Genomic DNA, 17,178 nt, shown 5'->3' with positions numbered 1-17,178 from the left:
GTCGGGAGTCGTCAGCGCGGCGGCGGCGGGACGGGACCGCGGTCCTTGCCGTCGGTGTGCGAGGCGACGGCGCCGCTGTCGCTCACCGTCACCTCGAGGGGCGCGCCCAGGCGTGCGAGCTCCAGACGGACGGTGTCGCCGTCCGCGAGCGGGCCGACACCCGCGGGAGTCCCGGTGATCAAGATGTCTCCGGGCTCAAGAGCGGAGATCCAGGACGCATAGGAGACCAGCCGAGCCACGCCCCAGATGAGGTCTCGGGTATTGGCCTCCTGTCGAAGATCGCCCGACACCCAGCACCGCAGGTCCACATCGTCCGGCGAGCCGAACTCGTCCGCGGTGACGATCCACGGACCGAGCGGAGTGAAGGTCTGGAACGACTTGCGCGTCGAGCGATCCTCACCGCCGCGCATCGTGATGTCCAATGCGCCGGTGAACCCGAACACGTGGCTCAGGGCGTCCTCCGGCGACACGCGATGCGCGCGCCGGCCGATGACGCATCCGAGCTCGCCCTCCTGATCGAAGCGGCGGTCGTGGTACGGGAGGAAGACGGTGCTGCCAGGATCAGCGATCGAGGACGGCGCCTTCAGGAAGAATCCCAGACCGCTGACGTGCCACTGCTGCTGCATCTCGCTCTGGTGATCGCGGTAGTTCACCGGCGCGGCGAGGATCTTGCTCGGGTCGGGGACGGGTGCGCGGAGCGTCACCGCCGACAGGGAAAGAAGAGGCGCGCCTTCCGCGAGGGATGCCTCGTCGCTTCCGTTCCACTCGGTGATGAGGCGACGCATCCGCGACCAGCCGTCGGTTGCCGAACCGCCGATGCGGTCGGTGATGTCGACGATTCCGTCGTCGCCCACGACGATCCCGACGCGGTCGTCGTCGAAGGTGGCCAGTTTCATCGGCCGACTCCGTTCGGTCGGGGATAGTCGTAGCTGTAGAGCCAGTCCACGTATCGGAAGTCGCTGGGCGAAAGCTGTCCCAGGAGTTCGTCGCGCAATGCCGACGTGACACCGTCTCCGTGCACGATGTCGCCCATGGCACGTGCGGAGCGCTGCACGCGTGCGGTGCGGGGGAGGCGCTCGTCCTGGTAGCGGCCGAGAGCCCCGGTGATGTCGCCAGGACGCTCCGCGACGCACTCGGCCAGTACCAGGGCATCCTCGAGTGCTTGGCACCCGCCCTGAGCAAGGTACTGCAGCATCGGGTGAGCGGCGTCGCCGAGGAGGGTCACCGCTCCCCTCGTCCACGCGTCATCGGGATCCCGGTCGTAGAGCTTCCAGTGGCGCGACCGGTCGATCAGCGCCGCCCCCTCGCGGACGGCCGCGAACTTGTCGCCGAAGCTCTCGTCGAGTTCCTCCGGTCCACCCCACTCGTCCTCGGCGGTCGTGCCCGGGTACGCGGTGCTGGTGAAGACCGCGACCTGATTCAGTACCTTTCCGTTGCGGACCGGGTACTGGATCAAGTGCATCCGCGGCCCCACCCACCACGTCAAGTCGACCGCATCCGGGCCCTCGCTCGGGCGCGGCACCGTGCCGCGGTAGGCGACATCGCCCGCGCAGACGGGCGGTGAGGCGTCGAGGACGAATCGACGAACGGCCGAGTGCAGGCCGTCGGCACCGATGACCAGACGGGCGCTGAAGGCGGCTCCCGTCTCCGTCGTCACACGGGCACCGTCGCCGTGCTCCTCCACGCCGACGACCCGGTGGCCCGTATGGATCGAGACGGACGGTTCGGCCCGGCACGCATCGAGCAGGGCCGCGTGCAGATCGGAACGGTGCGTGACGACGTAGGGATAGCCGAACGCGAGGCGGAACGTCTCGTCGAAGTCGATGGCGACGATCTCGTCACCCGTGACCGCGCTTCGCATGACGGCGCGCGCAGGGTGGACGGAGGTGGCGAGCACTTCGTCCAGCACGCCGAGGCGGTCGAGGACCCGCAGAGCGTTCGGCGCGAGCTGGATCCCGGCGCCGATCTCGCGAAGCTCCTCGGCCTGCTCGAGGACGACGGAGTCGACCCCTTTGCGAGCGAGGGCGAGCGCGGCGGCGAGGCCGCCGATGCCTGCGCCCACCACGAGAGCATGGGTCGGGTGTGGGGACGTCATCTACGAGAACCTTTCCTGCGGGCGGAGCGACGGCGAGTCTCAGCGGCACGGCGGGGTGGCGTCGCGCAGAAGATAACTTCTCCGTATACGGAGAATATCACCGAGGGCGCTATCAAGACAAAGAAAAGGCGAACTCGTTCGAGTGTTCCGCATTCGTACTGAGGGCGGAGATCGCCCCCGCCCCGCCCGCGCACGCCGACCGTCCGGGCGGGGAGGTGCGAGCGGTGCGAGGCGGAGGCGCCCGCGAGGAGAGGGGAGCCGCTATAGTTCAGTGTCTTGATTTCATATCTCTCTGATCTTGCAGGTGGTTGAGGAGCCGAATGAGCACGACACCGACGTCGACCGTCGACTCCACGACCGAGGTCGTCACCAGCAGCGCCGTCGAGCTCGTCTGCCGGCTCTACGTCGCCACGCACGTCTCCAGCGGCGACTTCGAGCAGCTTCCTCGAAAACTCGCCGACGATGCGGAGGACGACGCGTTGCGCCCCGTCCTCCAGCGCTACTTCGGCGCCGACTTCTCCGTCGGGATGAGCCTGAACTCCCTCGCCCTGTCGCGCGGATGGTGGACGGCAGCGGATCTGGCCGCGGGGGTGAGGGCGCTCGCCCCGGAGGAGCTGGTGGCGGCGCTCCTGGCTTCGACGACGCTCGAGGAAGTCGATCGACGAACCACCGCGACGCTGGTCGACGAGGCCCTCCGCGATCCCGAGGCGCGCCTCGCCGCAGCAAAGAAGATCGCGCGACGCAACGCCTACGCGCGACCCGACGTCGAGTACCTCCTAGAGGATCCCGCCCGGGTGAAACACGAACTCGCACAGCTGCTGACGCAACAGGCGGATGCCCTCGACGAGGACGCCATCGCCCGCGCACTCGCCGATCGCGCCGGCGCCACGACAGACCTGCTGGTCGCCGAGGGCCGGGAGCGGGCGCTGCTGGCGCTGACGGGTGGCTGGACCCTGCGTGATGAGTCCCAGCCGCTGGTGCTGATCCCCACCGACTCGCTCGGCCCGCTCGTCATCACCCGGCTCCTCCCCGACGGCCGCATCACGGTGGCTTTCGGTCGGCCCCCCGAGCGATCGGGGGAGTTGTCCGCCGATGACGTCGCGGCCATCGCGCGTGCGCTCAGCAGCGAGCAGCGCGTGGCCATCCTGCAGCACATCGGCCGTGAGCCGGCGAGTGGCCAGACCCTGGCGAAGGCGCTCAAGCTCACCCAGGCGACGGTGCACTATCACACGGCCATGCTCCGTTCCTCGGGCCTGGTCACCAGCACGCGCGACGCCCACAGCGTTCTGCACGCTCTCGATCGCGACCGCATCCTTCTGCTCCTCGGAGGCATCGGGCGGCTCCTGCTGGATGACCCGACCGTCGAGGTGGGCCGTCGACTCTCCTGACACGGGGATGCAGAAGCGGCGGTGGCCACCGGGGCCACCGCCGCTTCTGCATCCCGGGGAGGTCAGCCGCCGTTGACGACCGGCTCGATGAGGAAGTCCTCCGCGATCCCGTACTGCGCGTAGATCTCGGCGAGGGTGCCGTTCTCGTAGAGCTCGGTGATGCCGGCCAGCAGCGCGGGCGTGAGCGGCGAGTCCTTGGGCAGGGCCATGCCGCCGATGTCGAAGGGGGGCAAGAGCGGTCCGTTGACGACGTAGGCGCCGCCGGAGTTCTCAGCGAGATACCCCGCGGTGCTGCCGCCGAGCACCGCGTCCACGCGCCCGCTCTCCATGGCCACGAGGGCGTCGGCCTGGTTGCCGTACACCGAGATCTCGACGGGCTCCCGCCCGGCCTCCTCGCACTCCTTCTGCAGGTCCTCCAGATAGATGACGGTGTCGCTGCCCTTGGAGGCGCCGACGGTGTATCCGCAGACGTCGATCGCCTCGCTCACCTCGATCTCGGTGTCGGGCGGGGTGAGGAAGAGTCCCCCGTAGTGGTTGAAGTCGATGAAGTCGACGACCTCGCGGCGCTCGGGCAGGTCGGAGATCGCGTTGAAACCGGCGTCGTAGCGGTTGGCGGACAGTCCGGGGATGAAGGCGTCGAAGCTGATGTTCTCCACGCGCACCTCGACTCCCAGCACCTCCTCCAAGGCGGCGGCGGTGTCGATGTCGATGCCGATCGGGGTGGTGCCGTCCTCATCCAGCAACCCGAACGGCGGGTAGGTGAGGTCGGTGACGACGGTGATGTAACCGCGCTCTTTGACGTCGTCGGGGAGGAGCGCGGCGGCATCGGTGCCCGAGCCGGTCGCGGGGGTCGAGCTGGAGGTGTCGGAGGCAGGGGTCGTCGAGCACGCGGTGAGCGCGGTCGCGAAGACGATCGCCAAGGCAGCGGTAACGGTGGTGCGCGGACGGATGGTGCGGTGCATGTCTGTTCCTCGCTTCGGGTGAGGTGCTGCGTGGGAGCGGCGCTCCACTTGAAGATTAGAAGAATCTCGAATCTATTGTCAATCGGTCGGGGCAGGAGCCTCTCGGCGGACATTGCTGAGGAAACGACGCGTCCGCTCGTTGCGGGATCCGCCGATCACCGCCTGGGGAGTGCCGTGTTCGACGATCGCCCCCTGATCCATGAAGATGACGGCGTCGGCGACGTCGGCGGCGAAGGCGATCTCATGGGTGGCGACCATCATGGTCATTCCGTCCGCGGCGAGGTCCCGCAGCACGGTGAGCACCTCTCCGACGAGCTCCGGATCGAGAGCAGAGGTCGGTTCGTCGAACAGCATGACCTTCGGCTGCATCGCCAGGGCGCGTGCGATCGCGACGCGTTGCTGCTCACCACCGGAGAGTTGCTTGGGATGCCGGTCTGCCTTGTGCGCCAGGCCGACGCGGTCCAGGAGTCGGCGCGCCCGGTCGCGCGCGACGGCGGTCGATTCGCCGCGCACCCGGATGGGACCCTCCACGATGTTCTGCAGCGCGGTCATGTGCGGGAAGAGGTTGAAGGACTGGAAGACCATTCCCACGTCGGCGCGGTAGGCGCAGACCTGTCTTTCGGGAAGCTCGTGCAGCCTGTCGCCCACGCGGCGATAGCCGACGAACTCACCATCGACGGACACCCATCCCGAAGTCGGCGCCTCCAGGTGGTTCACGCAGCGCAGGAGCGTGCTCTTCCCCGACCCGGAGGGCCCGATGAGGCAGACGACCTCGCCCCTCTCGACCTCGAAGGAGACGCCCTTGAGCACTTCGAGCGATCCGAACTGCTTGTGGACGTCGTGCGCGATCACCATCGGCTCGCTCACAGGTCGCCTCCGTTCCGCGTGGCCTGCGGGGCATGGAATCGTGCAATCGACGACGTCAGCACCTGCCGGAAGGTCGGCGCCGTCGTCCGGGTCGTCCCTCGCGCGTAGTACCGCTCGAGATAGAACTGCCCGATCGACATCACCGTGGTCGCCACCAGGTACCAGATCGACGCGACGATCAGGAGCGGGATGATGCGCAGGTTCTGCGAATAGATCGCCTGAGCGGCGAAGAGCAGGTCGGACACCGCGATGACGCTCACGAGGGACGTCGCCTTCAGGAGCCCGATGATCTCGTTGCCCATCGGCGGAATGATCGTGCGCATGGCCTGCGGCAGCAGGATCCGCTGCAGGATGCGCCCCGGCCTCATGCCGAGGGATTTCGCGGCGTCGACCTGCCCGCGGTCCACGCCGAGGATGCCCCCACGGATGATCTCCGACATGTAGGCGGCTTCGTTCAGGCCGAGAGCCAGCAGCGCCGCTGTCAGAGGCGTGATCATCGCGTTCACGTCGGCGTGGAACACCGTCCCGATCCCGGGGATCGCCAGCTCCACGCGAGGGATGAGGACGGCGAGGTTGTACCAGAAGATCACCTGCACCAGCAGCGGAGTGCCGCGGAAGAACAGAGCGAAGAACCAGGCCGGGACGGCGAGCGCACGAATGGGCGAGAGGCGCATGACCGCGATCAGGGTGCCGAGCACGAGGCCGATGGCGGCCGACTCGACGGTCAGGAGCAGGGTGTTGCCGAGCCCCACCAGGATGCCGGGGGCGAAGAGGTACTCGCCGACGTACTGCCAGCCGAACCCCTCGTTGGTGGCGCACCAGATCACGAACGCCACACCGAGGGCGGCCACCGCGAGGGTGGCGAGCGTCTCGCCGATCCGGTGCGCTCGTCGCAGGGGCAGGTCGGGACGCGCTCGCACGGACTCGTGCGAGGCGCCCGGGGGGGCCGCTGGGGATGTGAGCATGTCGCGCCTCCAGGGTCGGGGGAGCGCCGGCGCTCCGTGGTGAAAGATTAGATGGATTTCTAAGTGCGGGTCAAGGGTCGCTTCAGCGGAACACGCTCCACGCGACGCGCTCCTCGCCGTCCGGATCCGAGGCCGCCTCCGCGACGTCGGTGAGGAGCGCGGTCATCCGATTCCCGAGGTCGTATCGCGGCCACGCCGGGGCGGCGCCACGGACGAAGTCGACCCAGGTGCGGTGGATGAATCGCTCGACGGCAGCCGAGGGGTGCGCTCCGATGCGCGCGTGGGTCTCGCCGATGTGGGTCGTGGCGAACACGTACGGAACCTCGACGCCGTGGGCAGCGCCGTATCCGGCGTTCTCGTCGGGCTCGGGGTGATCGAAGCGGTAGAGCCAGGTGTCTGCCGCGCCCCCCTCCACGCGGGCCTCGGCGAAGGTGACGATGGGGCGCCGGAAGTACCAGTCCGTCTCGATCGCCGCCAGCACGTCGCCCGCCGTCGCGGCAGGTCGGCGGTCGCGATAGATCGCAACCTCTCGCGACGTCAGACCGAAGGCGGCCGCCTCCGCGACGAGCTCCTCGGTGCCGATCGTGGCGAGGTACTCGGGGGTCAGATGCAGTCGCAACTCGTCGCGGGTGGTGCCGGTGAGAAGCGGCACCGTCGCGGCGCGACCGGCTCGGATCTCTCCGATCGGATCGATGGGCAGCACATCGCCGTCCGGCTGCGGCGCCCAGGGCGCCATCGTCGCGGCCTCGCCGCCCCATCCGGCCAGCTCGCCCTGCTGCCGGCCGACAGCGTGGAGGAGGTCGGAAGTCGGCACGCGGGCGAACTCCGAGCGTCGGGGGGCGATCCCCAGGCGCTGGGCGAGGTCGACGGCCACCCGCTGGGCGAACGCGGGACCGGTGAGGCGTGCGATGCCGGAGGTGCTCTGGATGATCGCGCGGGCGTACAGGCCGTCGGTGCGCGGCGAGGTGAGCAGGCACGCCACGCTCGACCCGCCGGCGGAATGCCCGGCGAGGGTGACGCGGCCCGGGTCGCCGCCGAAGGCGGCGACGTTGTCGCGCACCCACTCCAGGGCGGCGACCTGGTCGAGGAGTCCGACGTTCGCGATGCCGTCGTCGAGGGCGAGGAAGCCGTCAGGTCCGACGCGGTAGTTGATGGTCACGCAGACCACGCCGTCGGCGGCGAACGCGTGCCCGTCGAGCTCGCGCGCCGACCCGGATCCGTTCGTGAAGCCGCCGCCGTGGATCCAGACGAGGACGGGGGCGGGGATGTCGGCTGCGGCGGGTGCCCACACGTTGAGGTTGAGCGACTCGTCCCCCGGAATCCACCGCTCGGGCCACATCTGCTCGAAGTGGGGGGAGAGTCGCGCTTTCGGCACGGTGGGGCCGAAACGATCGGCGGGTCGCACGCCGGGCCACGGCACGACGGGACGGGGAGGCTGGAATCGATCGGCGCCCACCGGCGGCGCCGCGAACGGGATGCCGAGGAAGGCGCGGACGCCGTCGTCGGACGTCGTCCCGCGCACGAGGCCGCCGGTGACGGAGACGGTGTCGGCGGATGCGGTCATCTCGCCTGCCCCCGAAGGAACCCGACGAGCTGGTCGACTTCGTCTTCGGTGTTGAAGTAGTGCGGGGAGGCGCGGTTGATCACGCCCAGATGACGCCGCGACGCGTCGACGAGGGTGCTGTGGGGTCCGGAGGTGCCGACCACGATCCGCTCGGCTCGGGCGGCCGCAACCAGATCGTCGGCGGGCACGCCATCCAGCGCGAACGAGACGATGGCGCACCGTTCGATGCCGAGGTCCAGCATCCGTGCACGCGGGATGTCTTCGATCCCGTGCCGCAGACGCTCCGCGAGCGCGCTGGTGCGCTCGCGGATGCGGTCGATCCCGATCGCGAGGGCGTAGTCCACCGCCGCGCCCAGGCCCGCCCGCAGCGCGTAGGAGTTCTCCCACGTCTCGAACCGGCGGGCGTCGTCTCGCAGGGTGTAGCGGTCGAGCGCGGTCCATGGCGCCGAGTAATGGTCGACCATCGGCGGCTCGAGGGAGATGAGCGCCTCCCGCCGAACGAAGAGGAAGCCCGTCCCCCGGGGGCCGCGGAGGAATTTGCGGCCGGTCGCGGACATCGCGTCGCACCCCAGCTCGCTCACATCGACCGGGAGCTGGCCGACGGCCTGGCAGGCGTCGAGGAGGTAGAAGATGCCGTGTCGGCGCGCGATCCGACCCACCTCCACCGCGGGATTGACGAGCCCGCCATTGGTCGGCACCCAGGTCAGGGAGATCAGCCGCACGCGCTCGTCGATCATCTGCTCGAGAGCGGTCGTGTCGATCTGGCCGTGCGGGTCGCTCGGCACGACCTCCACGCTCACCCCGTGCCGGCGCTGCACCTGGAGGTAGGCGACGTAGTTGGCGCCGTACTCGGCCTCTCCCGTGAGGATCCGATCGCCGGGCTGAAACGGAAGGGAGTAGAACGCCAGCTGCCACGCCACTGTCGCGTTCTCGGTGAGGGCGATCTCGTCCGGGGCCGCGCCGATGAGCCTGGCCACGGAGCCGTAGACCGCTTCGAGCTCGTCGTGTCGGGCGGTGGCGGCCTCGTAACCGCCGATCCGCAGCTCGAGGTCGAGGTGGCGGCGGATGGCCCGATCCACCGGAAGCGGCGCCAGAGCGGCTCCCGCGCTCATGAAGTAGGCCGCCTCCGCGGTTCCGGGGGTGTCCGCACGGAGAGCGTCGACCTCGGACACGGAGAGAGGCGTTGTGGATGAGACGACAGGTGCCATAATCGCTACATTAGTCATCCTTCGAATCAAATGGACAAGACGGAAGAGAATCGATGCCCGATCGCTCCCAGCCATCCCTCGCGGAGTCGGTGCGCACCGCGGTGAAAGCCACCCTGCCGCACGCGGTCGACCGCCTGAGCGGCCTCGTCCGCATCCCCTCGATCGCCGGCCCCGATCACGCGGCCGCGCTCGGCGAGTCGGCTGCGGCGGTCGCAGAGCTGTTCGCGGCCACGGGTCTCTTCCCCCGCGTCGAGGTCGTCACCGGCCGCCGCGCCGACGGCAGAGCGGGCGGGCCGGCGGTGCTGGCCGTGCGACCCGCCCGCGAGGGCGCTCCCACGGTGCTGCTGTACGCGCATCACGATGTCCAGCCCGCGGAATCGGGCGGATGGCGCGCCGCCCCCTTCGAGCCAGTGCGCGAGGACGGGCGGATCCTCGGGCGCGGTTCGGCTGACGACAAGGGCGGGGTCGTCGTCCACGTGAGCGCGCTCGAGACGCTCCTCGGGCTGCGTCCGGATCCTCGGTTGGGGATCGCCGTCGTGATCGAGGGCGAGGAAGAGGAAGGCTCGCCGACCTTTCCCGACGTCCTCGCCGCCCTCGGCGACGTCGGCGAGGTGAACGCCGTCGTCATCGCCGACTCCGAGAACCGCAGTGAGACCGTCCCCGCGCTCGTGCACAGCCTCCGCGGACAGATCAATCTCGTCGTCACCGTCTCCACGCACGCGGATGCGGTGCACGCCGGGGCGAATGGAGGCGGCTATCCCGACGCGATGATGCCGATGGCCCGGCTGCTCGCGAGCTTCCACGCCTCCGACGGCTCGGTGGCGGTCGCGGGCCTCCTCCGCGGCGCGGGCTCGACCTTCGACCTCGACGAGGCCGCGCACCGAGCGTCGTCGGGCGTGCTGGACGGCGTGGAGCCGATCGGGTCGGGCCGGCTGGCGGACCGACTCTGGCGGCATCCGTCCGTCACCGTGACCGGGATGGACCTCCCTGACCCCCGGTCGGCGCCGACCGTGCTCCTTCCCTCCGTCTCGGCGAAGGTCACGGTGCGCCTCGCGCCCGAGCAGTCCATCGACGACGCGTGGCAGGCGCTGCGCGCCCACATTGCGGCGCACACGCCGTTCGGCGCGCACGTGCGCATCGAGGACGGCGGCGCCGCGCGGGGCGTCTTCACCCCCGCCGATCATCCGGCCGAAGAGCTTCTCCTGCAGGCGCTGGACGATGGGTGGGGCGCTGCCCCCGAACGCCTCGGCAGCGGCGGATCGGTGGCGCTCGTCGCCGAGCTCGCCGACCGATTCCCTGAGGCCGCCATCCTCATGTCGGGGATCATCGATCCCGCCAGCCGCGCGCACGGGGTGAACGAGTCGCTCTCTCTCAGCGTTCTGGAGAAGGCGATCGCCGCGGAGACGCTCTTCCTGCTGCGTCTGGAAGGGGAGGAGGAGCGATGATCGAAGAGGTCGATGTCGTCGTCGTCGGTGCCGGTGCCATGGGAACCGCGGCCGCGTGGCACGTCGCCGCAGCCGGTCGCGACGTGGTGGTGCTCGAGCAATTCGCCGAGGGTCACACCATAGGGGCCTCGCACGGGTCTACGCGCAACATCACCGCGGCCTATGCCGACGACGTCTACCAGGGCATGCTCCGGGAGACGCGGGCGCTGTGGGCGCAGCTGGAATCCGAATCCGGGCAGACCCTCATCGATCGCGTGGGCCTCGTGCATCACGGGGCGCAGGGCCCCCTCCACGCCATCCGCGACGCGCACCGTCGCCACGAGATCGCGAGCGAGTTCCTCGCGCCCGAGGACGCCGGTGAGAGGTGGCCGGGGCTCCGCTTCGCCGGGCCGGTGCTCTACACGCGGGAGGCCGGTCGCATCCGCGCGTCGGATGCGCTCCGTGTCGTCCGCGCACGCGCCGAAGCATCCGGGGCGCAGTTCCGGTTCGAGACGACGGTGCGGGGGATCGAACCACAGCTCGATGCGGTGACCGTGCACGTCGACGGCGGCACGATCCGTGCTCGCCGGGCGATCGTGACCGCCGGGGCCTGGACCCGCAAGATCGTGCCCGGCGACATCACCCTTCCCGCGTTGCGGGTCACGCAGGAGCAGCCCGCGCACTTCGCCGAGCGCGCGGGTGAGAGGACATGGCCCGGCTTCATGCAGTCACCCGAACCGGGCGATCGCGACGCCTGGTGGGCCAGCACCGTGTACGGCATGCGCACCCCGGGGGAGGGCATCAAGGTCGGATGGCACGGATCGGGGCCGGTGACCGACCCCGACGCGCGCACCTTCACGTACGAGCCGGGCCAGATGGACCGGCTGCGTCGGTACGTCTCCGAATGGGTGCCCGGTGCCGACCCCGACCGGTTCGAGGCCATCAGCTGTACCTACACGACGACCCCGACAGAGGACTTCATCCTCGACCGCGTCGGGCCGATCGTCATCGGCGCCGGATTCTCCGGACACGGCTTCAAGTTCACGCCCGTCGTGGGTCGGATCCTCGCGGATCTCGCCCGGGACGTGCCGGCGCCGCGGACGTTCCGCATCGATCGAGTGCCCGCCTAGGGCGTCGGTCCCTGCTCGCGCTGACCGTCCGCTCAGGCCACCTCGCCGGCCGCGACGGTCTCGGCGAGAGCGTGCACAGCGGGCAGGTGGTGCGCGCCGTAGAAGTCCGCGGACTCCAGGCGGGCTGCATCCGGCGTGACCGTCGTGTCGGCGAGCGCGGCGACCACAGCGAGACCGTGCATCCATCCTCCGGCGAGCGTGCCGAGCTGCAGGAGGTAGGGCACCGCAACGGCGTACGCGTCACGCGTCGCACCGAACGCCAGCAGGTCGGCGGTCGCTCTCCGCGTCGCGCCCACGGCGCGGTCGAGCCGCTCGGCCGTGCGAGTGGCCACCGGCTGCTCGGCGGCCCGCAGTCGCGCGGTCGTCTCGTCGATCTCGGCGAGGAGCCGGTCCACCGTGGCGCCGCCGTTTCGGAGCACCTTCCGGCCGAGGAGGTCGTTGGCCTGGATCGCGGTGGTGCCCTCGTAGATCGTCGTGATGCGCACATCACGGTAGTGCTGGGCGATCCCGGTCTCCTCGATGAAGCCCATGCCGCCGCACACCTGGATGGCGTCGCTGGTGATCCGCTGCGCTTCTTCGGTGCTCCAGCCCTTGACGATCGGCACGAAGAGCTCTGCGAGCGTGCGGGCGTCGGCGTCATCGGTGCGATCGAAGAGGTCGGTCGCGTACACGGCGACGGCGCGCATCGCGAAGATCTTGCTCGACATCGACTGCAGGAGCCGCTGCACGTCGGGGTGCTCGGCGATCGACGTGCCCTCGGCGCGGTCGAGCACCCGGCCCTGGATGCGCTCCGCCGCGTAGTCGACCGCCTTCTGGTAGGCCCGGTCGGCGATCCCGGTCGCCTGGAAGCCCATGGCGGAACGGGCGGAGTTCATCATGACGAACATTCCGGCGAGACCGCCGTGCAGCTCGCCGACGAGATAGCCTGTCGCGTCTTCGTACGAGAGCACGCACGTCGGGCTCCCGTGGATGCCGAGCTTGTGCTCGATGGCGACGGTCGTCACGGCGTTGCGCTCGCCGAGGGTCTCGTCGTCGTTCACGAGGAACTTCGGAACGACGAACAGCGACAGCCCCTTGCCGCCGGCCGGGGCATCCGGGGTGCGGGCGAGCACGAGGTGCACGATGTTGTCGGCGACGTCGTGGTCTCCCCACGTGATGAAGATCTTCTGGCCGCGAAGACCCCACGAGCCGTCGGGGCGCGGTGTCGCGATCGTGCGGATCGCGCCCAGGTCGGTGCCGGCCTCCGGCTCGGTGAGGTTCATCGTGCCGGTCCACTCGCCCGAGACGAGCTTGGTCAGGTAGCGCCGGCGGATCTCCTCGGATGCGACGGCGTCGAGGGCGTGGATCTGCCCGGCGGTCAGCAGCCAGCACAGTGCGAAGGCGGCGTTGGAAGCGTTCCAGATCTCACCCAGCCCGGCTCGTACCGCCCCGGGCAGTCCGTCGCCGCCGGCAGACACCGGGGCTTCGGCGGTGATCCACCCCGCCTCGACGAAGGCGCGGTACGCCTCGGCGAACCCGGCGGGGAGGTGCACCTGCCCGTCCTCCAGGCGAGCGCCCTCCCGATCGCCGGCGTCCTGCAGCGGGGCGAGGACGGAACTGGCGAAATCCCCGGCGGCGGCGACGATCTCGACCCCGTCCTGCGCGGTGAGCTCGCCCCCGGTGGCCTGCGCGAGGAGGTCGCGCCCGAAAGCCTGACCGAAGAGGAACTGATAGTCCTCGACCGGGGGACGATAGTCGGCGGCAGACGCGGGCATGGTGGCTCCCTCATGAGACGAACGCTGAGACGGAGTCTCACTCTAGATGAAACTCCGTCTCGCGTCGAGTCCTCGTCAGCGCCGGGTGGCGGTGACCACGAGGTACTCCCACGTCATGACGTCGGCGGCGAGGAACCGGTCGCCGAGTGCGGCGATGTCGACGTCGAGGGCGGCGGCCTTCGCCGGGTCATCGGCGAGGAAGCGGTACACCGCGATCGTGGGTCCGTAGTTCGCCTTGAAGAAGTCGCGGAACTGGGCACCCGAGGAGAAGCGGTCGACCCGGAGCACCTGCTGCGAGGCGACAATGTTCTCGACACGATCGCCGAACAGCTCCCGAACGTGCTCGAGGCTCCCCCACAGCGGGGCGGGCGAGGCGCCCGGGGGCGGCGGCGGCGAGTACGGCTTCATGGTGGCGAAGAGCTGCCCGATGAACCCGCTCGGCGTCCAGCTGAGCACGCCGATCGTCCCGCCCGGCCTCGTCACGCGGACCAGCTCGTCGGCGGCCTGCTGGTGGTGCGGGGCGAACATGACACCGATGCTCGACATGACGACGTCGAACTCCGCGTCGGCGAACGGCAGAGCCTCGGCATCCGCGGTCTGCCAGGTCAGCGCCAGGCCCTCCGCTTCCGCGGCTGCCCGGCCGACGGCGAGGAGCTCGGGGGTGAGGTCGGTGGCGACGACGGTCGCCCCGCGCCGGGCGGCGGGGATGGCCGACGTCCCGGTGCCGGCTGCCACGTCGAGGACGCGGGATCCTGGCTGAACGCCGATCGTGTCGACGAGAACGCCGCCCAGCGTGTGGACGACCTCGTCGGCGACGGTCGGATAGTCGCCGCTCGCCCACATTGCGGCGTGCTTGGCCTTGAGCGCCCGGTCCTCCTCCGTCGCGGTCAGCGACCGGGTCGTGCTGGTGAATGATGACATCTGATTCCTCCTGTCGGAATGGGTGTCCCCACGGTAGGAATCGCGCACGGTACGCCGCATCAGCGCCGACGCGCATTCGGTGCGGGCGGCGTGAGGGGGATGGCGGCTGACGCGTAGGCGTCACGCGCGCGAGAGCAGCCGCGCGACGGCGGCGGTGCGGGCCGACCGCCCGCTCACCCCGAGTTTGGCGTATGCGTTCTGCAGGTGCCGCTCCACGGTGCGCACGGAAAGGAAGAGCGTCGTCGCGATCGCCTCGTTGTCGTGCCCGGCGGCCGCCAGCCGCAGGATGTCGAGTTCGCGCGGTGTGACGAGCGCCGCAACATCCGGCGCGTCCGCCTCGACCGGGGCGGCGCGGTCGGCCTCGAGGAAGTCCGTGACCTCGCGGAGGAATGCGGGCCACGCCGGCTCGTCGGCGAGCACGATGTGGTTGTCGCTGTCGAGGGCCACCAAGCGCGCGCCGCGGATGCTGGCAGCGAGATGTCGCGCATGGTGGAACTCGTTCATCTGGTCGCCGCGGCTGTGGATGACGAGCGTGGGGAGATCGAGTGCGGGAAGCCGCCACGTGGAGTCGCTCACCTGTCGCTGCGCGCGGGAGATCACGGCGGTCTCGGTGTCGCACGCACGCCGCTGGAGGTCGTCGAGCCACCGCATCTGCTCCTCCGTCCCCCCGGGGATCATCATGCTGCTGAAGACGCGGCGGAACTCCGACGTCGGACGCGCCCAGCCGACCTTGATGAGCGCCTCGAAGGCGGCGAGCAGCTCCAGCTCCTCGGGAGTGGCCGCGGCCTGGGCGCCGGAGTAGCTCCCGTAGAAGAGAAGCCTCGTGAGCCGCTCGGGATGACGCGCCGCGTACTCGATCGCGACCGGTCCTCCCTGGGCCATGGCCATCAGGGCGAACGGCCCGAGCCCCGCATCCTCGACCACGGCTTCGAGGTCGGCGACGCGCGCTTCGAGGCTGTGGTCGGTGACGCCCCGGTCGGAAAGGCCGTGCCCGCGCTCGTCATAGCGGATGACCGTCGCGACCTTGCCGAGCTCGACGAGGTAGTGGCGCCAGACCGGGCTCTCCCAGTCGAACTGCAGGTGACTGAGCCAGCATGCGTCGATCAGCAGCGGCGGCCCCGAGCCGTGCACGGCGTAGGCGATGCCGACCCCGTCGGCGGATCGTGCGAACCGGATGTCTTGGACGGCATCGGCTCTGAGCCTGTCCACGCGGCCATCATAGGAGTCGATCGCCGACCGCACACCCCCGCACTGCGAGATCGGTGTCGCTAGGGGGCGGTGCGCGGGCCTGCGGCGTGGGCGGAGACGAACTGGTCGACGAGGAGATCGACGCGCTGGTCGTCGAGTCCCGGTCGGAGCCGGCCGCCGCGCCCCAGCGTGGCCAAGCCGTGCAATGCGGCCCACAGCACCTCGGTGAGCGTGTCGACATCGTCGTGGCCGAGCGCATCCGCGACAGCCGTGCGCAGCTCCGCGAAGGCGTGCACCATGGGCGTCGCCGTGCTCTCCTGGGCGAACGTGAGCTGCGACGAACGCGCGAACATCGCGTCGTAGAGGGCGGGGTTGTCCACCGCGAATCGACGGAAGGAGTGCGCCACCCGGCGCAGGGCCGTCAGCGGATCGACGGCGTCGGTGCGCGCCCGGGCCAGTGTCTCGGCGAGATGAGCGAAGCCTTCGAGGGCCACCGCAGCGACGATGTCCTCCATCGAGGCGAAGTGCTTGTAGAGCACCGGCTGGCTGTACTCGATCTCGGTGGAAAGACGCCGCGTGGTCACCGCATCCCAGCCCTCCTTCTCTGCCAGGTCGCGTGCCGCCGACACGATCATGGCTCGGCGTGCCGCGCGCTCACGCTGTACTCGCTCTTCTCCACTCATGCGCCCATGTTAGCAACGATAGAAAAGGTAGCAATGCTATTGACACTGGCGATCCTCAGGGGTTAGCGTCGCTACCACATCGTCTCGTCGCCTCGACGGACGGGGAGAGAAGGAGATTCCAATGGACGAGACAGGACGCACCCTCGCCGAGAAATACGTCACGATGCTGAACACGCACGACGCGAACCTCGTCGACGAGCTCCTCGCGGAGGACTACGTCAATCACAACGCGTTCGTCGCCGACGGTCGCGAGGCCAATCGCGAGTTCTGGGGGTCGTTCTTCGCCGCGATCTCGGGTCTGACCACGACGATGGAGGACCTCATCGTCGCCGGCGACCGGGTCGTCGGTCGCTTCGTCACGCGTGGCACCCACACCGGAGAGCTCATGGGCTTTCCTGCCACGAACAACCCGGTCGAGATGCGCACCATCGACATCTGGCGCGTCGAGAACGGTGTCTTCGTCGAGCACTGGGACGAGATCAACTCGCTCGAGGTGTTCCAGCAGATCGGCGCCGTGCCCGCCGTCGGCCCCGAGGAGACCTCGAACCGATGATCGGCCAGATCGCCGCGCTCGTCGCGATCCTCGGTGCGGGCGTCGTCTACGGCACCGACGTGTTCTGCGCGCTCGTGCTGCGCCCGGCCCTCGCGCGGCTCGATGACGCCGCCCTCACCGCCGCGGCGGGAAACGTCCATCGCTATGGCGACAAGCGGATGCCGGTCCCCGGCGTCGTCGGCCTCGTCGGTGCTCTCGCGGCGACGGTGCTCGCCGCGCTCGCCGCTCGCCCTGTCGCCGCCGTGCTCGCGGGCGTCGCCCTCGTCCTGCTCGTCATCTGGCTGCTGCTCTATGCGCGGATCAGCGCGCCCATCAATCGCCGCTTCACGGCGGCCGCCGACCGGAGCGAGACGCTTCCGGACGCCCGCGCCCTGCAGCGCTCCTGGGACCGCGTCATCACGCTGCGCGCGACCCTGCAGGGGCTCGCCGTGCTCGCGCTCGGCGTCAGCCTCCTCGTCTGACACGACGTCCCCTTG

At 69.9% G+C, this 17,178-nt stretch carries 16 protein-coding genes; 5 read left to right on the top strand and 11 right to left on the bottom strand.

Features of this window, described 5'->3' with window-relative positions; translation table 11 throughout:
• Positions 1–11 precede the first annotated feature (11 nt).
• The gene (locus ACTU3I_RS00230) at positions 12–896 is read right to left on the bottom strand and encodes a fumarylacetoacetate hydrolase family protein (protein ID WP_442923581.1); all 885 of its coding nucleotides are present in this window, start codon (positions 894–896) and stop codon (positions 12–14) included.
• Positions 893–2,095: an FAD-dependent monooxygenase gene (locus ACTU3I_RS00225; RefSeq protein WP_442923580.1), complete on the bottom strand. Its 1,203-nt coding sequence runs from the start codon at positions 2,093–2,095 to the stop codon at positions 893–895. Before ACTU3I_RS00225 ends, ACTU3I_RS00230 begins: the two co-directional genes overlap by 4 nt.
• 320 nt (positions 2,096–2,415) lie before the next feature.
• Here ACTU3I_RS00225 and ACTU3I_RS00220 point away from each other — a divergent pair, with 320 nt between their 5' ends.
• Positions 2,416–3,483: a helix-turn-helix domain-containing protein gene (locus tag ACTU3I_RS00220; RefSeq protein WP_442923579.1), complete on the top strand. Its 1,068-nt coding sequence runs from the start codon at positions 2,416–2,418 to the stop codon at positions 3,481–3,483.
• Positions 3,484–3,545: 62 nt separating this feature from the next.
• Here ACTU3I_RS00220 and ACTU3I_RS00215 read toward each other — a convergent pair whose 3' ends face one another.
• The 5 genes from ACTU3I_RS00215 to ACTU3I_RS00195 all read right to left on the bottom strand — a co-directional run bounded on the left by ACTU3I_RS00215 (position 3,546) and on the right by ACTU3I_RS00195 (position 9,013).
• Positions 3,546–4,445, bottom strand: a complete 900-nt coding sequence (locus ACTU3I_RS00215; RefSeq protein WP_442923578.1) for an ABC transporter substrate-binding protein — start codon at positions 4,443–4,445, stop codon at positions 3,546–3,548.
• A gap of 78 nt (positions 4,446–4,523) precedes the next feature.
• A complete protein-coding gene (locus tag ACTU3I_RS00210; protein ID WP_442923577.1) occupies positions 4,524–5,312 on the bottom strand; it encodes an amino acid ABC transporter ATP-binding protein in 789 nt (262 codons plus the stop codon).
• Positions 5,309–6,232: an amino acid ABC transporter permease gene (locus ACTU3I_RS00205; RefSeq protein WP_442923576.1), complete on the bottom strand. Its 924-nt coding sequence runs from the start codon at positions 6,230–6,232 to the stop codon at positions 5,309–5,311. The genes ACTU3I_RS00210 and ACTU3I_RS00205 overlap by 4 nt, the downstream gene beginning before the upstream one ends.
• 127 nt (positions 6,233–6,359) lie before the next feature.
• Entirely contained in the window at positions 6,360–7,841 is a 1,482-nt protein-coding gene (locus ACTU3I_RS00200) for a carboxylesterase/lipase family protein (RefSeq protein WP_442923575.1), read from the bottom strand.
• A complete protein-coding gene (locus ACTU3I_RS00195) occupies positions 7,838–9,013 on the bottom strand; it encodes an aminotransferase class V-fold PLP-dependent enzyme (RefSeq protein WP_442923574.1) in 1,176 nt (391 codons plus the stop codon). The genes ACTU3I_RS00200 and ACTU3I_RS00195 overlap by 4 nt, the downstream gene beginning before the upstream one ends.
• Positions 9,014–9,102: 89 nt before the next feature.
• Here ACTU3I_RS00195 and ACTU3I_RS00190 point away from each other — a divergent pair, with 89 nt between their 5' ends.
• The gene (locus tag ACTU3I_RS00190; RefSeq protein ID WP_442923573.1) at positions 9,103–10,494 is read left to right on the top strand and encodes a M20/M25/M40 family metallo-hydrolase; all 1,392 of its coding nucleotides are present in this window, start codon (positions 9,103–9,105) and stop codon (positions 10,492–10,494) included.
• Positions 10,491–11,603, top strand: a complete 1,113-nt coding sequence (locus tag ACTU3I_RS00185; protein WP_442923572.1) for an FAD-dependent oxidoreductase — start codon at positions 10,491–10,493, stop codon at positions 11,601–11,603. Before ACTU3I_RS00190 ends, ACTU3I_RS00185 begins: the two co-directional genes overlap by 4 nt.
• 32 nt (positions 11,604–11,635) lie before the next feature.
• On the opposite strand, the gene ACTU3I_RS00180 is transcribed toward ACTU3I_RS00185, so the two are convergent.
• From ACTU3I_RS00180 to ACTU3I_RS00165, 4 genes are all read right to left on the bottom strand, one after another.
• Positions 11,636–13,357 (bottom strand): acyl-CoA dehydrogenase, encoded by a 1,722-nt coding sequence (locus ACTU3I_RS00180; protein ID WP_442923571.1) that lies wholly within the window; start codon positions 13,355–13,357, stop codon positions 11,636–11,638.
• Positions 13,358–13,432: 75 nt separating this feature from the next.
• Entirely contained in the window at positions 13,433–14,278 is an 846-nt protein-coding gene (locus tag ACTU3I_RS00175) for a class I SAM-dependent methyltransferase (RefSeq protein WP_442923570.1), read from the bottom strand.
• A gap of 120 nt (positions 14,279–14,398) precedes the next feature.
• Positions 14,399–15,487 carry an alpha/beta fold hydrolase gene (locus tag ACTU3I_RS00170; protein WP_442923569.1) on the bottom strand — a complete coding sequence of 363 codons (1,089 nt, stop codon included), beginning with the start codon at positions 15,485–15,487 and terminating at the stop codon, positions 14,399–14,401.
• 59 nt (positions 15,488–15,546) lie between these two features.
• Positions 15,547–16,149 (bottom strand): TetR/AcrR family transcriptional regulator, encoded by a 603-nt coding sequence (locus ACTU3I_RS00165; RefSeq protein ID WP_442923568.1) that lies wholly within the window; start codon positions 16,147–16,149, stop codon positions 15,547–15,549.
• Positions 16,150–16,270: 121 nt separating this feature from the next.
• On the opposite strand from ACTU3I_RS00165, the gene ACTU3I_RS00160 reads away from it, so the two are divergent.
• Positions 16,271–16,702, top strand: coding sequence for an ester cyclase (locus tag ACTU3I_RS00160; RefSeq protein WP_442923567.1), 432 nt, complete (start codon positions 16,271–16,273; stop codon positions 16,700–16,702).
• A complete protein-coding gene (locus tag ACTU3I_RS00155) occupies positions 16,699–17,163 on the top strand; it encodes a DUF1772 domain-containing protein (protein ID WP_442923566.1) in 465 nt (154 codons plus the stop codon). The genes ACTU3I_RS00160 and ACTU3I_RS00155 overlap by 4 nt, the downstream gene beginning before the upstream one ends.
• Positions 17,164–17,178 lie beyond the last annotated feature (15 nt).

The organism is Microbacterium sp. RD1, from assembly GCF_052220165.1.
Lineage (GTDB): Bacteria > Actinomycetota > Actinomycetes > Actinomycetales > Microbacteriaceae > Microbacterium.
This window is presented reverse-complemented; position numbering and strand designations above follow the sequence as displayed.